Source organism: Geobacter sp. AOG2 (genome assembly GCF_019972295.1).
Classification (GTDB): domain Bacteria; phylum Desulfobacterota; class Desulfuromonadia; order Geobacterales; family Pseudopelobacteraceae; genus Oryzomonas.
The window spans coordinates 1,851,118-1,871,089 of the sequence record NZ_BLJA01000001.1 but is presented as its reverse complement, the minus strand read 5'-3'; the positions used below and the strand labels follow the sequence as shown (position 1 = coordinate 1,871,089).

General features: G+C 58.3%; 17 protein-coding genes. 7 read left to right on the top strand and 10 right to left on the bottom strand.

Features of this window, described 5'->3' with window-relative positions; all coding sequences use genetic code 11:
- Positions 1-2: 2 nt before the first annotated feature.
- The 6 genes from LDN12_RS08460 to rnc all read right to left on the bottom strand — a co-directional run bounded on the left by LDN12_RS08460 (position 3) and on the right by rnc (position 6,800).
- Complete coding sequence (locus tag LDN12_RS08460) at positions 3-500, bottom strand: chemotaxis protein CheX (protein WP_223922232.1); 498 nt, start codon at positions 498-500, stop codon at positions 3-5.
- Positions 501-552: 52 nt separating this feature from the next.
- Complete coding sequence (guaA, locus tag LDN12_RS08455) at positions 553-2,103, bottom strand: glutamine-hydrolyzing GMP synthase (protein ID WP_223922231.1); 1,551 nt, start codon at positions 2,101-2,103, stop codon at positions 553-555.
- Between the two features lie 156 nt (positions 2,104-2,259).
- On the bottom strand, positions 2,260-3,729 hold the full coding sequence (gene guaB / locus LDN12_RS08450; protein WP_223922230.1) for an IMP dehydrogenase: 1,470 nt from the start codon (positions 3,727-3,729) through the stop codon (positions 2,260-2,262).
- Positions 3,730-3,958: 229 nt separating this feature from the next.
- Positions 3,959-5,032, bottom strand: coding sequence for a M42 family metallopeptidase (locus LDN12_RS08445; RefSeq protein ID WP_223922229.1), 1,074 nt, complete (start codon positions 5,030-5,032; stop codon positions 3,959-3,961).
- 3 nt (positions 5,033-5,035) lie between these two features.
- Complete coding sequence (locus LDN12_RS08440; protein WP_223922228.1) at positions 5,036-6,094, bottom strand: elongator complex protein 3; 1,059 nt, start codon at positions 6,092-6,094, stop codon at positions 5,036-5,038.
- Between the two features lies 1 nt (position 6,095).
- Positions 6,096-6,800, bottom strand: coding sequence for a ribonuclease III (gene rnc, locus LDN12_RS08435; RefSeq protein WP_223922227.1), 705 nt, complete (start codon positions 6,798-6,800; stop codon positions 6,096-6,098).
- A gap of 171 nt (positions 6,801-6,971) precedes the next feature.
- On the opposite strand from rnc, the gene tmk reads away from it, so the two are divergent.
- The 4 genes from tmk (at position 6,972) to metG (ending at position 11,284) form a co-directional block, all read left to right on the top strand.
- On the top strand, positions 6,972-7,628 hold the full coding sequence (tmk, locus tag LDN12_RS08430) for a dTMP kinase (RefSeq protein WP_223922226.1): 657 nt from the start codon (positions 6,972-6,974) through the stop codon (positions 7,626-7,628).
- On the top strand, positions 7,615-8,589 hold the full coding sequence (holB, locus tag LDN12_RS08425; RefSeq protein ID WP_223922225.1) for a DNA polymerase III subunit delta': 975 nt from the start codon (positions 7,615-7,617) through the stop codon (positions 8,587-8,589). The genes tmk and holB overlap by 14 nt, the downstream gene beginning before the upstream one ends.
- A 63-nt stretch (positions 8,590-8,652) precedes the next feature.
- On the top strand, positions 8,653-9,762 hold the full coding sequence (locus LDN12_RS08420) for a stage 0 sporulation family protein (protein WP_223922224.1): 1,110 nt from the start codon (positions 8,653-8,655) through the stop codon (positions 9,760-9,762).
- A gap of 1 nt (position 9,763) precedes the next feature.
- Positions 9,764-11,284 (top strand): methionine--tRNA ligase, encoded by a 1,521-nt coding sequence (gene metG / locus LDN12_RS08415; protein WP_223922223.1) that lies wholly within the window; start codon positions 9,764-9,766, stop codon positions 11,282-11,284.
- Positions 11,285-11,489: 205 nt separating this feature from the next.
- On the opposite strand, the gene LDN12_RS08410 is transcribed toward metG, so the two are convergent.
- The 4 genes from LDN12_RS08410 to ruvB all read right to left on the bottom strand — a co-directional run bounded on the left by LDN12_RS08410 (position 11,490) and on the right by ruvB (position 16,963).
- On the bottom strand, positions 11,490-13,769 hold the full coding sequence (locus LDN12_RS08410; RefSeq protein WP_223922222.1) for a Tex family protein: 2,280 nt from the start codon (positions 13,767-13,769) through the stop codon (positions 11,490-11,492).
- A 133-nt stretch (positions 13,770-13,902) separates the two neighbouring features.
- Positions 13,903-15,234: a J domain-containing protein gene (locus LDN12_RS08405; protein WP_223922221.1), complete on the bottom strand. Its 1,332-nt coding sequence runs from the start codon at positions 15,232-15,234 to the stop codon at positions 13,903-13,905.
- Positions 15,231-15,941, bottom strand: coding sequence for a DnaA ATPase domain-containing protein (locus LDN12_RS08400; RefSeq protein WP_223922220.1), 711 nt, complete (start codon positions 15,939-15,941; stop codon positions 15,231-15,233). Before LDN12_RS08400 ends, LDN12_RS08405 begins: the two co-directional genes overlap by 4 nt.
- Positions 15,942-15,943: 2 nt before the next feature.
- Complete coding sequence (gene ruvB / locus LDN12_RS08395; RefSeq protein WP_223922219.1) at positions 15,944-16,963, bottom strand: Holliday junction branch migration DNA helicase RuvB; 1,020 nt, start codon at positions 16,961-16,963, stop codon at positions 15,944-15,946.
- A 377-nt stretch (positions 16,964-17,340) separates the two neighbouring features.
- Here ruvB and LDN12_RS08390 point away from each other — a divergent pair, with 377 nt between their 5' ends.
- The 3 genes from LDN12_RS08390 (at position 17,341) to LDN12_RS08380 (ending at position 19,969) form a co-directional block, all read left to right on the top strand.
- A complete protein-coding gene (locus LDN12_RS08390) occupies positions 17,341-17,739 on the top strand; it encodes a cupredoxin domain-containing protein (RefSeq protein ID WP_223922218.1) in 399 nt (132 codons plus the stop codon).
- A complete protein-coding gene (locus LDN12_RS08385; RefSeq protein WP_223922217.1) occupies positions 17,736-19,154 on the top strand; it encodes a B12-binding domain-containing radical SAM protein in 1,419 nt (472 codons plus the stop codon). The genes LDN12_RS08390 and LDN12_RS08385 overlap by 4 nt, the downstream gene beginning before the upstream one ends.
- 101 nt (positions 19,155-19,255) lie before the next feature.
- The gene (locus tag LDN12_RS08380; RefSeq protein WP_223922216.1) at positions 19,256-19,969 is read left to right on the top strand and encodes a TVP38/TMEM64 family protein; all 714 of its coding nucleotides are present in this window, start codon (positions 19,256-19,258) and stop codon (positions 19,967-19,969) included.
- The last annotated feature ends 3 nt before the right edge of the window (positions 19,970-19,972 follow it).

Here is a 19,972-nt window from a genome sequence, read left to right as displayed (position 1 = left end):
GCCTACATATACACCATGACTTTGATGTTGATAGAGCCGTTGGCCGTGGTAAAGGGGATAGTCACACCCTTGCACTGGACATTGATACTGGTGCTCTCGTTGGGGTCCGGCGGTTCGGAAATGGCGCGCAATTGGCCGGAAACTACCAGCGGCAGCCCCAAAGCGACGCTGCCGTACTGTTCATGGTATTTGGTCTTGAATGCGCCGGCGATGTTGTTCGCCAGCTCGCCGACCGCGTCACGGATACACTCGTCGTCGGCTTCATCCACCATCAGCAACTCCTTGGCGACGCACTGGGCAGTTTTCTTGTCGGTGGCAAAGATGATGTAGCCGACCCGGTCCCCGGCCACACCCACAATACCGGTCACATCGGAATCCACAGGGTCCACCCGCTTTTCCACCTTACCGGCCAGCAGGTCGATGTTCATATAACTCTTGAAGGTGTCCTGGGTGGCGGACATGATGGTGAACATGATCTCTTCAAAGGAAATTAAGGACAAAATCTTTTACCTCCCGATCGTCGTTATGAGTTGTCGCCAGTTTTGCCTTAAACTACTCCCACTCGATGGTTGCCGGCGGTTTCTGACTGATGTCGTACACCACCCGGTTAACCCCTTTGACCTCGTTGATGATGCGTGAAGAAATGGTGCCCAGGAGTTCGTAGGGCAGCTTGACCCAGTCGGCGGTCATACCATCCAGGGAATTGACCGCACGGAGCGCGACAGTAAAATCATAGGTACGGGCGTCGCCCATAACGCCTACCGTACGTACCGGCAGAAGTACGGCAAAGGACTGCCAGATATCGCGATACAGACCGGCCTTGCGGATCTCCTCAAGCACAATGGCGTCCGCCTCACGCAGGATATCCAGTTTTTCTGCCGTCAGATCGCCGATGCAGCGGATCGCCAGCCCCGGCCCGGGGAATGGTTGACGGTAGACCACCTCGTCCGGCATCCCCAGTTCCTTGCCCAGCAGCCTGACCTCATCCTTGAAAAGTTCCCGCACCGGCTCCAGCAGCTTAAGGTTCATGCGTTCCGGCAGGCCGCCCACGTTGTGGTGGCTCTTGATGACCGCCGACGGTCCCTTGATGGAGACCGATTCGATCACGTCCGGGTAGAGCGTCCCCTGAGCCAGGTAATCCACCTCACCCAACTTGACCGCCTCTTCCTCGAACAGGTAGATAAACTCATTACCGATGATCTTGCGTTTCTTTTCCGGATCGCTGACCCCCGCCAGTTTTTCCAAAAAACGAGCCGATGCATCAACGTAGTCCAGATTGATTTTGAAATGTTTGGTGAAGAGGTTGACGACCTTCTCGGCCTCACCTTTGCGCAACAGGCCGTTGTTAACAAAGATGCACTGAAGTTGGTCGCCGATGGCCTTGTGGATCAGCACCGCCACGACCGAGGAATCCACCCCACCGGACAGGGCACAGATAACCTTACCCGTTCCGACCTTTTCCCTGATCGAGGCAATCTCGGTTTCGATAAAACCGGCCATGGTCCAGGTTGGCTTGCAGCCGCACACAGTGAAGACGAAGTTGCCCAGCATCTCATCGCCACGGGGTGTATGCACCACCTCGGGGTGAAACTGCACTCCGAAGAAACGGCGCTGTTCATCCTTCATGGCCGCAACCGGTGAATGGTCGGTGTGAGCAATGGTGCCGAACCCCTTGGGCATCTCCTCAATGCGGTCGCCATGGGACATCCATACCTCTTCATGACCGCTGAAGCCGCTGAAGAGATCGCCATTATCGTCGATCTGTAGTTGAGAGCGTCCGTATTCCCGCTTGTTGGAGCGCTCCACCCGGCCGCCCAGTTGCTGGGTCATGAGTTGCATGCCATAACAAATGCCGAGCACCGGCACGCCCAGCTCAAAGATGCGCTGGTCCGAGAGCGGCGCATCGGCGTCGTAGACACTGCACGGGCCGCCGGAAAGTACAATCCCCTGGGGATCGAACGACTTGATCTTTTCCAGGGGCATATTGAAGGGATGGATCTCGCAGTAGACGCTCTGTTCGCGAATGCGACGGGCGATAAGCTGGGTCACCTGCGACCCGAAGTCAAGGATGAGGATCTTCTGGCTGTGGATATCGGTGGTCATTATGGATCTTTCTTTGGAGGTTGTTGAAAAACAGCCATCTCGCCGCCATCCTCGAAAGCCCTTTCGTGCGGCGTAGCGCTGTGCTACGCCTCCTCAGGTCTTTTTACGGGTGCGACGATCTGACTATTTTTGAACAACCTGAGTTTTTCGACTGAGTTAATTGCCGACCCGGTAGTTCGGAGCCTCTTTCGTGATCGTCACATCATGTACGTGGGACTCCTTGAGGCCAGCGCCGGTGATGCGGATGAAGCGGCTCCGTTCCTGCATGTCCGGGATGGTGCCGCAACCGGTATAGCCCATGCCCGACCGGAGGCCCCCCATCAACTGGTGGATATTGGCCGAAAGCGGTCCGCGTAGCGGTACCATGCCTTCGATCCCCTCCGGCACCAGTTTTACATCTTCACCCACGTCTGACTGGAAATAACGGTCCTTGCTGCCATCCTTCATCGCACCGATGGAACCCATGCCGCGGTAGCTTTTGTAAGTCCTGCCCTGGTAGAGGATCGTATCGCCCGGCGACTCCTCGGTCCCGGCAAAGAGCGAACCGATCATGATACTGTCTGCGCCCGCCGAAACCGCCTTGGGCAGATCGCCGGAATACTTGATGCCGCCGTCGGCAATGACCGGCACGCCGTGCTTGTGGGCTACCCGGGAACACTCGTGAATGGCGGTTATCTGTGGCACGCCCACCCCGGCCACCACGCGGGTGGTACAGATGGAGCCGGGACCGATGCCGACCTTGATGGCGTCGGCGCCCGCCTTGATAAGCGCCTCGGCTGCCTCGGCCGTCGCGATGTTGCCGGCGATGATCTCAACACCGGGAAATGTCGATTTGGCCCGGATCACGGCGTCGATTACCCCCTGGGAGTGTCCGTGGGCGGTATCGATGACAATAACGTCGACCCCGGCCCTGATCAGCCCTTCCATACGGGCCTCCATCTCGGCAGTCGGTCCGACGGCAGCGCCGACCCGCAAGCGGCCCAGACTGTCCTTGCAGGCATTGGGATATTTCTTGACCTTCTCGATATCCTTGATGGTGATCAGTCCCATGAGGTTGCGTTCGTCGTCGACCACTAGCAGCTTTTCGACCCTGGTATGCTTGAGGTGTTCCTTGGCTTGTTCCAGGGTGGTGCCAACCGGTACGGTCACCAGGTTGCGTTTGGTCATGCGGGCCGAAATCGGCAGATCGTAATCGGTCTCGAAACGAAGGTCGCGGTTAGTGAGAATCCCCACCAGCTTGCCGTTAGGCTTGGTGATCGGCACGCCCGAGATGCGGTAGCGCGACATGATGTCCAAAGCTTCACGGATCTTCTGGTTGGGACGCATGGTAATCGGATCAACGATCATCCCCGATTCGCTCTTTTTAACCTTGTCCACTTCCTGGGCCTGAGCCTCAATGCTGAGATTCTTGTGAACGATGCCGAGACCGCCTTCACGGGCCATACAGATGGCGGTTCGGGCCTCGGTTACCGTATCCATGGCGGCGCTGACCAGCGGTATATTCAAGGGGATGTTGCGGGACAGGCGGGTGGAGAGGTTGACATCGCGAGGCAAAACAAGAGAGTGAGCAGGCACAAGGAGGACGTCGTCAAAGGTAAGACCTTCCGTTAACTTGTCGTAGGGCATATACAAAACTCCTCGTTGATTAATTTTAAAGAAGTTAGTACAGCAAACCAGGCAAGTCAAGATAAAAGGAGAAGGAAAGAGTATACCTGAAACCATGGCTGCCCGTACAAGGAACAAGCCGTAGAATCGGCCTTTTACAGGCGGAGACTACGGCTCGCTCCTGTAGTTATACCACATAGGGTGGGTACATATTTTATGAATGCCCAAAAAACAATCCCGAATTTGAGGTTCAGCGGGGAATGAACTCCTCCCGCGACGTAATCCGCTCCAACGCGGCCACGATAAGTTTGGCAGCATCCTCAAGATCGCTCAGGGAAACGGTTTCCACCGGTGTATGCATGTAGCGGAGCGGAATCTTTACCAAGGCCGTGGCCACACCGTTACGGGAAATCTGCATAACATTGGCATCGGTGCCGGTAGCACGGGGATTGGCGGTATGCTGTACGCTGATTTTTTCCTTCTCCGCCGCCGTGGAAAGCAGCTCGAACAGGTGCGGATTGATATTGGCACCGCGGGTCAGGATCGGTCCCTTGCCCAAGGCCACCTCGCCGTTGTGTTTTTTCTCCACGTCGGGCTGGTCGGTGGCAAAATCCACTTCAACGCAGATACCCACGTCCGGGTTGACGGTATAGCAACTGGTGGTGCCGCCCCGCAGGCCGATCTCCTCCTGAACGGAAGAAACACCATAGAGATCCACGGCCAGCTTTTTCTTGCCCGCCGCAACCAGACGCAATACCTCGGCCACCACGAAACAGCCGGCCTTGTCGTCGAAACCGCGCGACGATACCCGATCACCCGCCAAACGAGTGAAGGCACTCTCGAAGGTGACCGCATCCCCAACCCTGACCAACTTCTGGGCCTCCTTCTTGTCCCTGGCCCCGATATCGATGTACTGGGATTCCAGTTTGACCACGGTCTCCCGGTCCTTGGCGTCCATAAGGTGGATGGGCTTTTTCCCGATTACGCCGACCAAGAGGCCGTTCATGGTATGGACATTGACCCGCTTGCCGGGGGTCAGATGGGCGTCCACCCCGCCCACGGCGGCAAAGTAGAGAAACCCTTTATCGTCGATGTACTTGACCTGAAGACCGATCTCATCCGTATGCCCCACAATCATTACCCGTGGCAGATCCTTACCCTTACCCGGAATGCGGGCAAAAACATTCCCCATGACATCGGTGGTCAACTCATCGCAGTAGGGAGCGACATAGTCGCGAAATACACGCTGGGCCGGCTGCTCATAGCCGGACGGACTGGGGGCGTCGAGAAGCTTTTCAAGAAATGTCAGTGATTCTTTACGCATGACTCATACCTCGCTAATAGTGTAATTCAAACCTGTTATAATATCACTTCTAAAGCATTGCGTTGAATATTCAACCATAACCTCTTCCTCTAAAAGGGAGTCATCAGGCCTAACCACGATCAGCGCGCCCGACGGCCGCAGACGCACCAGGTTCTGCCGTTTTTGACCGATCACGTCCGAGAGCCGCGAGGGATGGCAGGCAACCCTGAAGGGAACGCCATCGGGCAAAGGCGCTATGAGGTGGCTCAACAGATCGAAATAGAGTTCCGAACGCACCAGTTGGCCGAGCGCCGGATGCCAGCAACCGGCCAACACCGTAGCGCTGTTCAGCCCGTCTGCGGCTTGAAGCCCGATACGAATGACGTCGATCCCGGCTCGCATGGCCTTGTGCAGAAGCTGTTTGCAGAGCGCAATCCCCTGCTCCAGGCTCAAGGGACGATAGTCGCCCGCCTGGTAGCGCCGGGCCAGTTCCGTCCCGTGCAGCACCACCACCGGATAGAGTCGCACAAAGGTGGCTCCGGCGGCGATCACCCGCTCCAACGACCTGAGCGCACTGGCAGACGTGTCGCCCGGCAGGCCGGGCATCAACTGTGCTCCGGCGGCAACGCCCTGCCGCCTGATGCAGCGCAGGGCGGCCTCGGATGCGGCTGAGTCGTGGCCCCGGCCACTCAGCGCCAGTACGTCGTCATCCATGGACTGCACGCCTATTTCGATGACGGCGACACCCAGGGCGGCCAAACGGCGAACCACGCTGTCATCCACGTAGTCAGGCCGGGTGGATACCCGTATGGACCCGACAATACCACTCTCCAGAAGGGGTCGAACAGAGGTAAGCAATTCATCCTGCACCGATTCCGGCAGGGCGGTAAAGCTGCCCCCGAAAAAAGCAACCTCCAAGGGGCGACCGGCTGCCGAGCGGTGCCAGGAGCCGATTGCGGCATGAATCTGCTGCCGGTCCGGCAGGTTGCCGAGGGAACCGGAAATTGCATGTTGGTCACAGAAAACACAGGTGTGGGGGCATCCCTGATGACTGATGAAGAAAGGAACCGTGACCGCTTCCACGTCAGCGTCCCTGATCTGACAATAGCCGTTCCAACGCCTTGGCTGCCGCAACCTGCTGGGCAACCTTCTTCGATCTCCCCTCCCCTTCACCTGTTACGCTGCCGTCCACCAACAATTGAAAGCGAAACTGCCGGTCATGGGGAGGGCCGGACTCCTCGCTCAGCCGGTATTCCGGCGGCGGCAGACCTCGTGCCGAGAGAAGCTCCTGCAACTCGCTCTTGGCATCCCGCCCTATCTCCCGGCCATCGGAGGCGTCAAGCAGGCCATCGAACAACCGGATCACCAAGCTGCGGGCCGCTTCCAATCCGCCATCACGGTAGATCGCCGCGATCAGTGCCTCAAGCACATCCGACAGGATCGAATCCTTGCCGCGGCCGGCCGTCTGTTCCTCGCCCCGCCCGAGACGAATAAAACTACCCAGGTCAAGGGAACGGGCCAGAGCCGCCAGAGTTCCCTGCCCGGCTAAATGCGCCCTGAAGCGGGACAGATCCCCCTCATTCCAGGTCGGAAAGCGGGAATAGAGCGTCTCGGCCAACATCATGCCCAGAACCGCATCCCCCAGGAATTCCAGGCGCTGGTAATCGCCTTCCTCCGTGCCGCTACGTTCATGCTGCCAGGAGGGATGGGTCAATGCCCGGCACGCCAGGCTGCGGTCACTGAAACGATACGCCAGCCGCTCTTCCAGTTGGTTGTAATCAATCTCCACGTCTTTGTTTCTCCTAGAGTTCAAACTATAGCCATGCAACCTGAGTTTGGCAACAGAAAGCATGCCGTCCGGCAAAGCAATGCGATACACATACTCTATATAAATTCAGTTGCGAATTCGCGGCAACTCACCTATAATTCAGCATTTGCAGATAATCGGCAAGGGACGGACGTGGGCTATTTCATCACATTCGAAGGTATCGAGGGGTGCGGCAAAACCACCCAGATCAGGCTACTGGCCGAACACCTGAAGGCTTCCGGCCGGGCCGTTACGCTGACGCGGGAACCGGGCGGCTGCGCTATTGCCGACAAGATCCGGGCCATTCTCCTGGACGCCGACAACCGCGCCATGTTGCCCCATGCTGAACTTTTACTCTACGCCGCAGCCCGCGCCCAGCATGTCGGCGAGATCGTCAGGCCGGCACTGGAGATTGGAAACGTGGTGCTGTGCGACCGCTTTACCGACGCCACCATCGCCTATCAGAGCAATGGTCGGGGTATCGAACGCCAGACCATTGACACCTTGAACAACCTGGCGTGCGGAGGCGTACGCCCGGACCTGACTGTGTTGATCGACTGTGATCCCGTTCTGGGCCTGGAGCGGGCGCGCCGCAGGATCGACACCTCCAGCGGCCCCCGTGAGGAACGTTTTGAACTGGAAGCCCTGGCCTTTCACCAGCGCGTCCGGGAGGGGTATCTGGCCTTGGCCGGCGGAGAGCCGCACCGTTTTCTGATTGTAAACGGCGGCGATTCGATTGAGCGGATCGCCGACACCATCGCCCGGCAGGTGGACTCACGCATGGAGGAACAGCAGCATGCCGTTCGCTGACATCGTGGGGCACGAGCAGGTTGTCGAGGTATTTCGTCGGGCGCTCCGCTCCGGGAAGACCTCCCACTCCTACCTGTTCGAAGGTCCGTCCGGCTGCGGGCGCAAAACGACCGCCCAGGCTCTGGTGCAAGCTATCTTCTGCTCAGAACGCGAGGACGACGCCTGCGGCGTCTGTCCCTCGTGCCGCAAGGTGGCGGCCGGCTCCCATGCCGACATCCATTACATCGAACCGGACGGCCAGTTCATCAAGATTGAGCAGGTGAGGGAGTTACAACGCGATTTATCCCTACGTCCCTACGAGGCGCCGCGTAAGGCCTGCATTATCGAGTCGGCGGAACGTTTCAACCCGGCAGCCGGTAACTCCCTACTTAAAACCCTGGAAGAGCCGCCCGGCAACGCCATCATCATTCTGCTGACCGAGAACGCCGGCATGCTGCTGCCGACCATCCGTTCCCGCTGCCAGGCGATCCGCTTTTCTCCCCTGTCGCCCGAGAACATCCGGTTGTTACTGGAGCGGCGCGGCATGACCCCTGAGACGGCGGAACTGCTGGCCCCCGTGGCCGAGGGCAGCATCCAGCGAGCTTTGGAACTGGATAACGAGGCCCTAGGCAACCGGCAGGAGATCCTGCTGACGCGCCTTTCGGGACTTGACCGGAACAACATCGCCACCATTTTCGACGCTTCCGAGGAATTGGGTGCGAGTCGGGATGAGACCTTGGAAACCCTGGACATGTTGATTTCGTTCATGCGGGATATCGCCCACTTGGCGGCCGGCAGCGCCGCTATCGTCAATGCGACGGTCCGGCCCGCCCTTGAAGGTTTTGCCGCCAAATGGCCCCTGCAACGTACTTTGCAGATACTGGACGATATCCTGGAGACCCGGCGTGCGGTTCAGCGCAACGCCAACAGCAAACTTGCCTTGGACAGGCTGTTCATGAGGATAACCACCACAGCACACTAAATCACAACGAACGGTCCGGGCCGCGAAAGCTCGCACCGGACGCTTGGAATAAAGGAGATATTTTTGCCACGCATTGTAGCCATAGAATTTTCAACGGCCGGTAAACTGTACGATTTCGATGCCGGCACCCTCGATCTGGCCCCCGGCGACAAGGTCGTGGTGGAGACCGAACGTGGTCTGGGGATCGGCACCGTTTTGCAAGCCCCGGTCGAACGCACCGAGAGGGTGCCCGAAAATCTGGTCGCCATCCGGCGTAAGGCCACGCCGGACGACATGGCGACCCAGGAACGCAACCGCCAATTGGAGAAAAGCGCCTTCGACTTCTGCCTCAAACGGATCATGGAACGCGGCATGCAGATGAAGCTGGTGCGAGTGGAATACCAGTTCGACAGCAGCAAGGCTGTATTCTACTTCACAGCCGATGGCCGGGTTGACTTCCGCGACCTGGTCAAGGACTTGGCCCATACCTTCCATACCCGCATCGAGATGCGCCAGATCGGCGTGCGCGACGAATCCAAAATGATCGGCGGGATCGGCATCTGTGGGCGGGAATTGTGTTGTTGCTCGTTCCTGCGCGAATTCCAGCCGGTATCGGTCAAGATGGCCAAGGAGCAGAACCTGGCCTTGAACCCCAGCAAGATATCTGGGCAATGCGGCCGCTTGCTCTGTTGCCTGGATTACGAATACGAAACCTACTGCTGCCTGCGAAAAAATTTCCCCAAATGCGGAAAACGGGTGCGTACCCCAACCGCCGCCGGCGTCATCGACAAGATCAACATCCTGACCGGTAACATCACCCTCAGGCTTGACGACAATAAGCAGATCACCATCCGGCGTGACGAGATCCTGAGCGACAGCGCCGCCGATGCGCTTCCGGCGCCGCCAGCGGCAACTCCGCCGCCCGAGGCCCGCCGTGAACAGCGTGAGCGCCGACAGCAGCGTCCGCCCTCTTCTCCGCCGCTCCAGCAGAAAGAGGAGAAACGACAGGAGAGTAAGCCGGCGATTGCTACTGCCCCGCCTTCCGTCGAGGCCGATGGCGACGAGACGCAGGATGGCCAGAAGAAGCAAGATGGGCGCCGCAGAAGCCGGCACCGCAAACACGGTCACCGCCGCAAACAAGGCGACAAGCCGGATACCAGCACACCCCCAACGCCAAAAACCCCGGGAGCATGACATGAAACCTACGTTCTACCTCACTACCCCTATATATTATGTCAACGACGTGCCCCACATTGGCCACGCCTATACCACGGTGGCAGCGGATGTCCTGGCCCGCTACAAGCGCCTTATGGGGTATGACGTCTATTTTCTGACCGGCAGCGACGAGCATGGCCAGAAGGTGGAAAAGGCCGCCACGACCGCCGGCGAAACACCACTGGAACTGGCCGACCGGGTGGTGAAACGCTTCCAGGCGCTCTGGGAACGGCTGGGCATCTCCAACAATGATTTCATCAGGACAACCCAGGAACGCCACAAAAAGGGCGTTGCCCATATCTTCAAGGACATACTTGAGAAGGGTGATATCTACCTGGGCGAGTACGAAGACTGGTACTGCACCCCCTGCGAAACCTTCTGGACCGAGACCCAGTTGATCGACGGCCGGTGCCCCGACTGCAACCGGCCGGTGGAAAAACTGAAGGAGGAGTCCTACTTCTTCCGCATGAGCAAGTACCAGGACCAACTCTTGGCCCACATCGAGTCCCATCCCGACTTCATCCAGCCCAAGAGCAAACGCAACGAGATCATCTCCTTCGTCAAGGAGGGTCTGCGCGACCTGTCCGTGTCGCGTACCACCTTTACCTGGGGCATCCCGGTGCCGGGCAACGACAAACATGTCATCTACGTCTGGTTCGACGCCCTGACCAACTACATCACGGCCTTGGGCTATCCCGAGGCGACGGACGACTACAAACGTTTCTGGCCGGTCAACGTACACCTGATCGGCAAGGACATCCTGCGTTTCCACGCCGTTTACTGGCCCACCTTCCTGATGGCGACCGGTCTACCCCTGCCGGAAAAAGTCTTTGCCCACGGCTGGTGGACCATCGAAGGCCAGAAGATGAGTAAGAGCCTGCAAAACGTGGTCGAGCCCAACATGCTGATCGACAAGTACGGCGTGGATGCCGTCAGGTATTTCCTGCTGCGTGAGGTGCCTTTCGGCCTGGACGGTGACTTTTCACATGCCGCCCTGGTCCAGCGGATCAATTCCGACCTGGCCAACGACCTGGGCAACCTGCTCAGCAGGTCGACAGCCATGGCGGTCAAGTATTTCGATGGCATCCTGCCTGCCCCAGGAGATTTGAACGCAAGCGACTTGGCCCTGAAAACGCGCACCGAAGGGATGATCGCCGCTGTGGAAGGGTGCATGAACGACCTGGCTTTCAGCAAGGCGCTTCAGGCCATCTGGGAGGTAATCTCGGCGGGCAACAAGTACATCGACGAGTCGGCACCCTGGACCCTGGCCAAGGACCCGGCCCTCAAGGAGCGGCTCGCCACGGTCATGTACTGCCTGCTTGAATCCCAGCGTATTGTGCATATCATCTTGTCAGCGTTCCTGCCGGCCACGACGGAGAAGGCCCTGGCCAGCCTGGGATGCGAGACGGAGAATACTCTGGTGGGCCTGGCCTGGGGCGGCCTGAAGGAAGGTACAACGATCACCAAGGCTGAAGCCTTGTTCCCGAGGATCGAGGGATAAAACAACCTGATTTTTGCCATAGAGCCATAGAGGATCGGAGAAAAAGATGAGATAATCTATGAAATCTGCCACGGAGACACAGAGAAAATCAGGAGTAAGGCAAACAAGAAAACGATTTTTTAGTGATGCTTTTGTCCTGATTTTTTTTGCTTTTCTCTGTGAACCTCTGTGTCTCTGTGGCAGAATTGCCGATTTTAGTTTGCACTTACTTCCGCTTGACCCGGAAACCGGCCTTCTCCATGGCGCTGAGATCGAGGCCGGTTTTCGCTTCCTGAACCGCCGCCGGTTTTTGGCTCCGCTGTTGAGGCTTCCCCCCGCCCGCCTCGGCCTCCTTTATGGAAAGCGCGATCCGCTTGCGCTGCGCATCTGCCGACAATACCTTGACTTTCACTACCTGCCCCACCGTGACTGCGTCGTTGGGATCCTTGACATAGCGGTTTGACAAGTGACTGACGTGTACCAGACCGTCCTGATGGACCCCGATATCCACAAAGGCACCGAAGGCGGTCACGTTGGTCACGATCCCCTGGAGGATCATTCCCTCCTGAAGGTCGGTTATCTCCCGGATGTCGTCACGGAAACTGGCGGTTTGAAACTGACTGCGCGGGTCGCGGCCCGGTTTTTTCAACTCCTCCATAATATCCCGCAGAGTGGGCATGCCGACACTGTCGCTCACGTAGCGACGCAGGTCGAGGCTTTCCGCCAGGGCGGGATCGGCGGCCAACTGGGCCAATGTCACTCCCCGGTCGGCAGCCATGGCCTCCACCAACGGATAACGTTCAGGATGCACGGCGGTGTTGTCCAGGGGGTGGATGCCATTGCGGATGCGGAGGAAACCCGCGGCCTGTTCAAATGCCTTGGCACCGAAACGGGGCACCTCCATGAGCGCCTTGCGGGACACAAAGGCCCCCTGCCGGTCGCGGTGGCCGACGATCGCCTTGGCCAGGGCCGGCCCCACGCCTGAAACAGAGGAGAGCAGCGCCCATGAGGCGGTATTCAGGTCCACCCCCACATAGTTGACGCATGACTCCACCACATCGTCCAGAGACTTCTTCAGCATGATTTGATTTACGTCGTGCTGATACTGGCCGACGCCGATGCTTTTGGGGTCAATCTTGACCAGTTCGGCCAGCGGGTCTTGAAGCCGCCGCGCAATAGAGATGGCACCCCGCACCGTCAGATCCAGATCGGGAAACTCCTCCCGGGCGATCTCCGAGGCCGAATAGACGCTGGCGCCCGCCTCGCTGACCATCACCACCGGCACATGCCTCCCCGCTTCGGCAAGCGTCTCCTTGGCAAATAGTTCCATTTCCCTACCCGCGGTGCCGTTGCCGATGGCGATCATCTCGATGGCGTGAGCTTCCACCAAGCGCAATAAATCCTGCTTCGCTTGAGGCACCCGTGCCGCTCCGGTATGAGGGTAGATAGTGACGTGTTCCAGAAAGCGGCCGGTACCGTCCACCGTCGCCAACTTGGAACCGGTGCGCAAACCCGGATCGATGCCCAACACCCGCTTGCCGCCTGCCGGCGGAGCCAACAGCAGATTGCGCAAGTTGCCGCTGAAGACACGGATGGCCACCTCATCGGCCAAATTCTTGGCTTCCAGGCGCAGTTCCACCTCAATGGAAGGAGCAATCAGGCGCTTGTAAGCATCTTCGGCTACCCCCTCCAGAAGCGGGACAAAGATACTGTCACGAGTTATCAGGCGGGCCTTCAAACCGGCCATGATCTGCTCCAGCGGTGCCAAGATGGTCAGGAAGAGCACCTCCTCCTTCTCGCCCCGGCGCATGGCCAGCATACGATGGGAAGGAATCGCCTTCAGCGGTTCCTGGTAGTCGTAGTACATCTCGAACTTGGTGACCTGCCCCTTCTTATCGGCCGCCACCCGCGAATTGAACGCCCCTTGTTCCCAGGTCAAGCGCCGCACCATGGCACGGGCGTCGGCATCGTCGGATAGCCGCTCAGCCAGGATATGCCCGGCTCCCTCCAGGGCGGCGACAACATCCGGTACCCCCTTGTCGGGGTCCACATAGGCCAGGGCCGCATCCTCCGGCATCCCGGTGGTCATCTCCTGGGCGATCATCAGATCGGCCAGCGGCTCAAGCCCCCGTTCACGGGCAATGGTGGCCTTGGTGCGCCGTTTAGGTTTGTAAGGGAGATAAAGGTCCTCCAGTTCGGTCTTCTGGCGGGAGATTTCGATCCGTTCCCGCAACTCCGGGGTCAGTTTGCCCTGTTCATCAATGGACTTGAGGATCGTCAGCTTGCGCTCCTCAAGTTCGCTAAAATAGGCAAAACGCTCCTCAATGGCGCGGATCTGGACCTCATCCAGTTCATTGGTGCGCTCTTTGCGGTAACGTGCGATAAAAGGGACGGTGGCCCCCTCCTGCAGAAGTTCGACAGTGTTGGCGACCTGTGCTGCTGTGAGGGAGGTGTCTGCTATGATTGCATTAATGATCGTGGTGAGCTGATCCTTACTGACGGGCATGGGGTTTCCTGTTCCTTCGTGATTTTTTTGGAGGTGCATATTATAAACAGGGTGAGAAAAATGGAAAGGGAGGCGCGCGAATACGTTACAAGCAACAGGAAGCCCGCAAAGTCACGATATTGTCGTCACAACCTTATTTGTCATAGCGCCACTTAAAACTCACGGCCTTGCAGTCGGGCAGCGCCTGACGGAAGTGGTTCAGGCCCTCCTCGCTGATCATTGTGCCACTACAGGTCAGCCATTTCAGTCCTTTGAGACGGGTCAGATTGTGGAGTCCCCGGTCGCCGATGGCGGTATGATAGATATAGATGCGCTGCAATTCGCCGAGCGAAACGAGTTGGGCAAGTCCCTCCTCGCTGATGGTGGTATTGGAGAGACATAGTTCCTGAAGCCCCGTAAGACGTGTGACGTGCGCCAGGGCGCTGTCGCCCACATCGTTCAGAAACAGCGCCTGAAGATCCTCTGGATGCAGGGTATCCAGGAAATCCAGCCCGTTGCCGTCAACCCCCTTGACGTCCAGCCGCACACCCTTGTTAAGAAATATCTCTTTAACGCCACGCGCGTTCCCCAGCCATTGCCAGTCTCGATAGTCCATTGAACCGACATTACGGACATAGAGCGTGCCATAGTTCTTATCCGCGGGAAAACGAATAACACGCGTTTTCACATTGGGTGAGCTCGGGGTATCGACCATGGCCTCTTCGCCCCGCAACACCGAAAGCCGTTTGCGCAACACGGAAATATCCTCATCCGCCTTGGCAACCATTTCAGCCAAAAGGTCGATCCCCTCTGCCTGGGCATCGGCTACCCGCAGCTTGAAACGATAAATGTCCGTCTGTTTCAGTTCGTCGATTTGGAGGATAACGGCATGGATATTCTGCTGCGTCCTGGCGATCTGACGGATCACCCTCACCAGCTCAGAAGCGATGTCTTTGCCGGAGACCGTACCGGTTCCCACCTCCCAATCCCAAAACAGCTCTTCAAGGGATTTGCGATCTCCCGATTCGTAGGCCTGGTTGGCAACTGACATCAACTCCTGGCGTCGCAGGCGGTCCGCCTCGTCGGAAGCCAAATCGGGATGTACCGCCTTGGCGACCCCGCGATAGAGTGACTTGATGCTCATTGAGGAGGTGTCGGGCGGACTTTCATCATCATCGTCCAGCAAGTCGGTCGTGCGCCGAAAATGGCTGAACACCTGTTCGTCCGACAGAGATTCCTGACGGGGAGGCGCCTTTTCCGTGCCGAGGATACCGTTCACCTGCCATTCCAGCTCTTCCAGTACGGTGATCCGCCCCCCCAAGGTATCCTCATAGAGTTGCTCGAAGGTACGGATTTCGGCCTTGAGATCGGAAAACATCCTCTCCCAATCCCCAAGTTCGAGTTGGAAACGCTTCAACTCGCGTTGTTTGCGTTCCAGCTCGACCTCTTCGGGAGTTTTGAGACTATTGCGAAAGGGGGGGGTCATGGCGCTATCCCCCTGCCCTGCATGAGCTCACGGGATTGGCGGGCCAGCGGCAAGGTTATACGGCGTTGTTCGGCCATGGAAAGCCGGAAAAGCGCCTCAAAAGCCGCGATCAGGTCGCCGACCTCACGACTGGCGGTCATCAGGATGTAATCGACCACATCATCAGGTACCCTCACCTGACGGTCATCGGCAATCTTTCTCAGGATCATACGCCGGGAATGATCGTCGGAGGCATCCACACGGGCGACAAGGCCCCACAAAAGACGCGAAATCAGGTGGTCGTCCAGGTAGGGCAGCTCGCGGGGCGGCAGGAGGCCGGCCAAGGCTACTTTCCGGCCACTGGAATAGAAGTCGTTGAATACCTGCCACAGGGCTGCCCGCAGGGCTGCCTCATCGGGCAGCAGGTGCAGGTCATCCACCACCAGGATCGGTACGCCGTTGAAGCGGGCGACGAGTTCATGCGCGGATAAGTTATCACGGCATGACAGGTAGCAGGCGGTTTCAGCGGGACAGAGGGAGTGGGCGATGGCTTTCAGCAGGTGCGTCTTGCCGGAACCTGCCGGGCCGTGCAGGTAGAGCAGGTTCTCGGCATCGGCCGGATCGGCGATGCGCCGGGCGAACTGCAAAGCCGCAGCATTGCCGTCGCAGGAGACGAAGCCATCGAAGCTGTACGCGGGTTTTATGGGAAAATCAAAAAACTGCTGCATCGTCAGAATAGGTTCCCTTGAGGCGATTCAGGCGCTATGCGGTCGAAGTGCAGATAGGCGGCGCGAGTGGCGACCCGGCCGCGCGGGGTGCGGTTCAGGAAGCCGTTCTGGATGAGAAACGGTTCATACACATCCTCGATGGTGTCACTCTCTTCGCCGATGGCAGCGGCGATGGTATCCAGCCCCACCGGGCCACCGGTGAACTTGTCGATGATCGTCAGAAGGATCATGCGATCCATCTGGTCAAAACCCATTTCGTCGATCTCCAGCAGCTTGAGCGTATCCTGAACCACCGTGCGGGTGATGACCCCGTTGGCCCGTACCTGGGCAAAGTCACGCACCCTCCGCAGAAGGCGGTTAGCGATACGGGGGGTGCCGCGACTGCGCCGGGCAAGCTCGACAGCCCCCTCGGACTCGATCTCCATCCCCAGGATCCGGGATGAACGGCTGATAATTGTGGCCAGTTCCTGTTCAGTGTAGAATTCAAGGCGCGAAATCACACCGAAACGGTCCCGTAGCGGCGAGGAAAGTAGCCCGGCCCTGGTTGTGGCCCCCACCAGGGTGAAACGTGGCAGATCAAGCTTGATGCTGCGAGCGCTCGGCCCTTGACCGATGATGATATCAAGTTGGAAATCCTCCATGGCCGGGTAGAGAATCTCCTCGACCACGTGGGACAACCGGTGGATCTCATCGATGAAGAGTACGTCGTGGGGTTCCAGATTGGTCAGGATAGCTGCCAAATCACCGGGGCGCTCGATAACCGGTCCCGAGGTCGACTTGATGTTGACCCCCATCTCGCAGGCCACAATATTGGCAAGGGTAGTCTTGCCGAGGCCGGGGGGGCCGTAGAGCAGGACATGGTCAAGTGCTTCCCCCCTGCCCCTGGCCGCATCGATGAACAGCCGCAGATTGCCCTTGATCTTTTCCTGGCCGATGTAGTCCGCCAGGGCGCGGGGCCGCAGGGTGGCATCGAATTGAGAATCATCGTCGCTTTTTTCGGGTGTGATGGCGCGCTGCTGCATTGCTACTCCGCTGTTGTTACCGGTATCAACCGCTAGCATCTCGTATGGATAATCGCGGGAAATGATTCCGAGTAATTTTGGCCGGGGCCAAGGCAGGGCGACGCAGGTGTAACAGGGCCTACATCAAGAAGCCCCAACGACGGCAGCAGCCAAAATAGCTCGGAATGACGTGGATGAACTAACCACACTGAGCGTTGAACTATGGCCTATTTTGCACCAATTGTCAAAGGAGGAGTACCGCTTTCCTCGGCATTCCCCGCCCAATAAATGCATGGAATTTGTGCCCGGCTATGCTAGTCTATAAAATAATAACGCACGGTCCCAATTCTCTGCCTGCTCCGCGGCAACTAAGGATGCGGCGCCAGGAGGTCAGCATCATGAAACCGATAATTGTCAGCCCGCTACTCATGTTTGCCACGGTAGCCGTGTGCGCCGACGGCGTACCGTTCATCGTGCCCGTGGACAAGGACGGGGCCCAGCGGGCGGAGGTATTGGGGGGCGATTACTTCTTCAAGCCCAACCACATTGTGGTCAAGGTCAACCAGCCGTTGGAACTGCTGGTGCGCAAGGACGGCTGGTTCATCACCCACTCCTTCGTCATTGACGCCCCCGAGGCAGGCATCAAGATCAACGAATCGCTCTCCCACGACCTGAAGACCATTGCCTTCGCCCCCACCAAGGTGGGCAGCTACCCGTTCTACTGCGAAAAAAAGCCGCCCTTTCTGGCCAGCCAGCGTGGCAAGGGCATGGAAGGCGTCCTGGAGGTTGTTGAGTGAAGGTTCTCTTCGTCCATCCCCACGGCAGCAACTTCATGCCGGGCGTGCAGGATATCACCACCATTTTCAATATCATGCCCCCCCTGGGGATCATGAGCATTGCCGCCTGGCTTGAGCGCCACGGCATAGAGGTCGAGATCATCGACTGCTATGCCACGCCCATGGAGGTTGACGATCTGGCCGACGAAGTCATCCGCCGCAAGCCCGACGCCGTGGGGTTTTCCACCACAACCTCGGCATTCCATGAAGGATATCGCATCGCCAGCGCCGTTAAGGAGCGGGATGCCGGGATCGTCACGGTTTTTGGCGGTGCGCACCCCTGCACCATGGGTGCGCCGCTCCTGGACGGCTTCCCTGCTATCGACTTCCTGGTGATCGGCGAGGGGGAGCAGACCATGCTGGAGCTGGCCCAGGCCGGCTTCATGGGGGCGGAGTCCCTGCCCGGCATCGCCTTCCGCCGCGACGGCAGGGGTGTGGCTACAGCCCCACGCGAACTGATCGCCAATCTGGACGATCTCCCGTTTCCCGCCTATCACCTGCTGCCCGGTTTCCCCAAACGCTACACCCTGCCGCTGTTCAGCTTTCCCACAGCCCCCAACACGAGTATCATCTCCAGTCGTGGCTGCCCCTATGCCTGTTCCTACTGCGACCGTTCGGTATTCTCCCGCGGATTCCGCTTCAATTCGCCCGAGTACATCGTCGAACACGTAGCTATGCTCAACCGCAACTACGGCATCCGCCATGTCTTTTTCTACGACGACCTGTTCACCTTCGACCGCAAACGGGTAGCGGAATTCTGCGACCTGAAAGCAAAAAAAAGGCTGAACGTTACTTACAATTGCATTGCCCGGTTGGAGCATGTGGATGCGGAACTGCTGTCGCTGCTCAAACGTTCCGGTTGCTGGCAGGTCAACTTCGGCATCGAATCCGGCGACCCGGAGGTGCTCAGGAAGCATCGCAAATTTTACGGGCTTGATGAGGTGGGCATGAAGCTGCAGATGGTCAAGAAGGCGGGCATGCGGGTCAAAGGACTCTTCATGATCGGCCTGCCGGGGGAGGACGAAACCGCCATCCGTCGTACCATCGACTATGCTCTGTCTCTGCCGCTGGAAGAGATCAACGTTACCAAGTTCACCCCTTTCCCCGGTGCTCCAATCTACAAGACCATCCGCGAGCAGGGTGAGTTCGACGAGAAGTGGGAGTTGATGAACTGCATGAACTTCGTCTTCGTGCCCACGGGGATGACCAAGGATCAGTTGGAGGAACTCTACAACGAATTCATCCGCCGCTTCTATCACCGCACCCGTATTCACTGGGGCTACACGAAGATGATCTGGAAATCGCCTCACAGTATCCTGGCTTTCCTGCGCAACCTGCCGGAGATCCTGGCCTTTGAGCGGAAGCAAAAGTGGTGACGGCGTCGTTCCATACGATGTTGCACCAAAGCAAGCCTAACGTCGTTAACAGACCGATCGGTAACACCGAACTTTCCTCGTAAACGGAACCGTGAGAGAACATGAAAAAAAGCGGCAAAGATAGGGCGTGTCTGTTCAAGGCGGTGTTGCTCGCCCTCCTCCTGGTCGTTCTCTGCATCCTCGTGTTGCGGGATTTACCGCCCGAATGGCTTGACCCCAGATGGCTCGAAATCTGGATCAAGAGCATGGGGATTCTGGCGCCCCTGGCCTATATCCTCCTCAGAACCGTTGCCATCGTGCTGACCGTTGTCCCCAACGCCCCCCTGGATGTGGCCGGTGGCGTCATCTTTGGCCCATTCTGGGGCACCATCTACTCACTCATCGGCTCCGAGGCCGGGGCCATTGCCTGTTTTCTCCTGGCCCATGCTCTGGGCAGGGAGGCAATCACCCGGCTCCTGCACCGGGAGGTGGCCTTCAACGGCCGTTACCCACAACGTCAGATGGCGTACATTGTCCTGTTCGCCCGCTTCGAACCGGTCTTCTCTTTCGCCCTGGTCAGCTACGGCGCCGGCCTGACCGGCATGTCGCTAAGAATCTTTGCCCTGACGACACTGGTGGGTATGACCCCCGGCACCATTTTGCTCAACTACTACGGAAAAACGTTCTTTACGGGCGTTTCCCTGACGCAGCAGATAATCCTGGGACTTGCCTTGGTCGCCCTGCTGCTGGCCATCCCGGTCTGGATCAAACGAAACCGGCCTGAATGGTGGGACGCAGCCACAAAGGAGGCAGATCCACCGGAAGGTGAACGCTAAAAC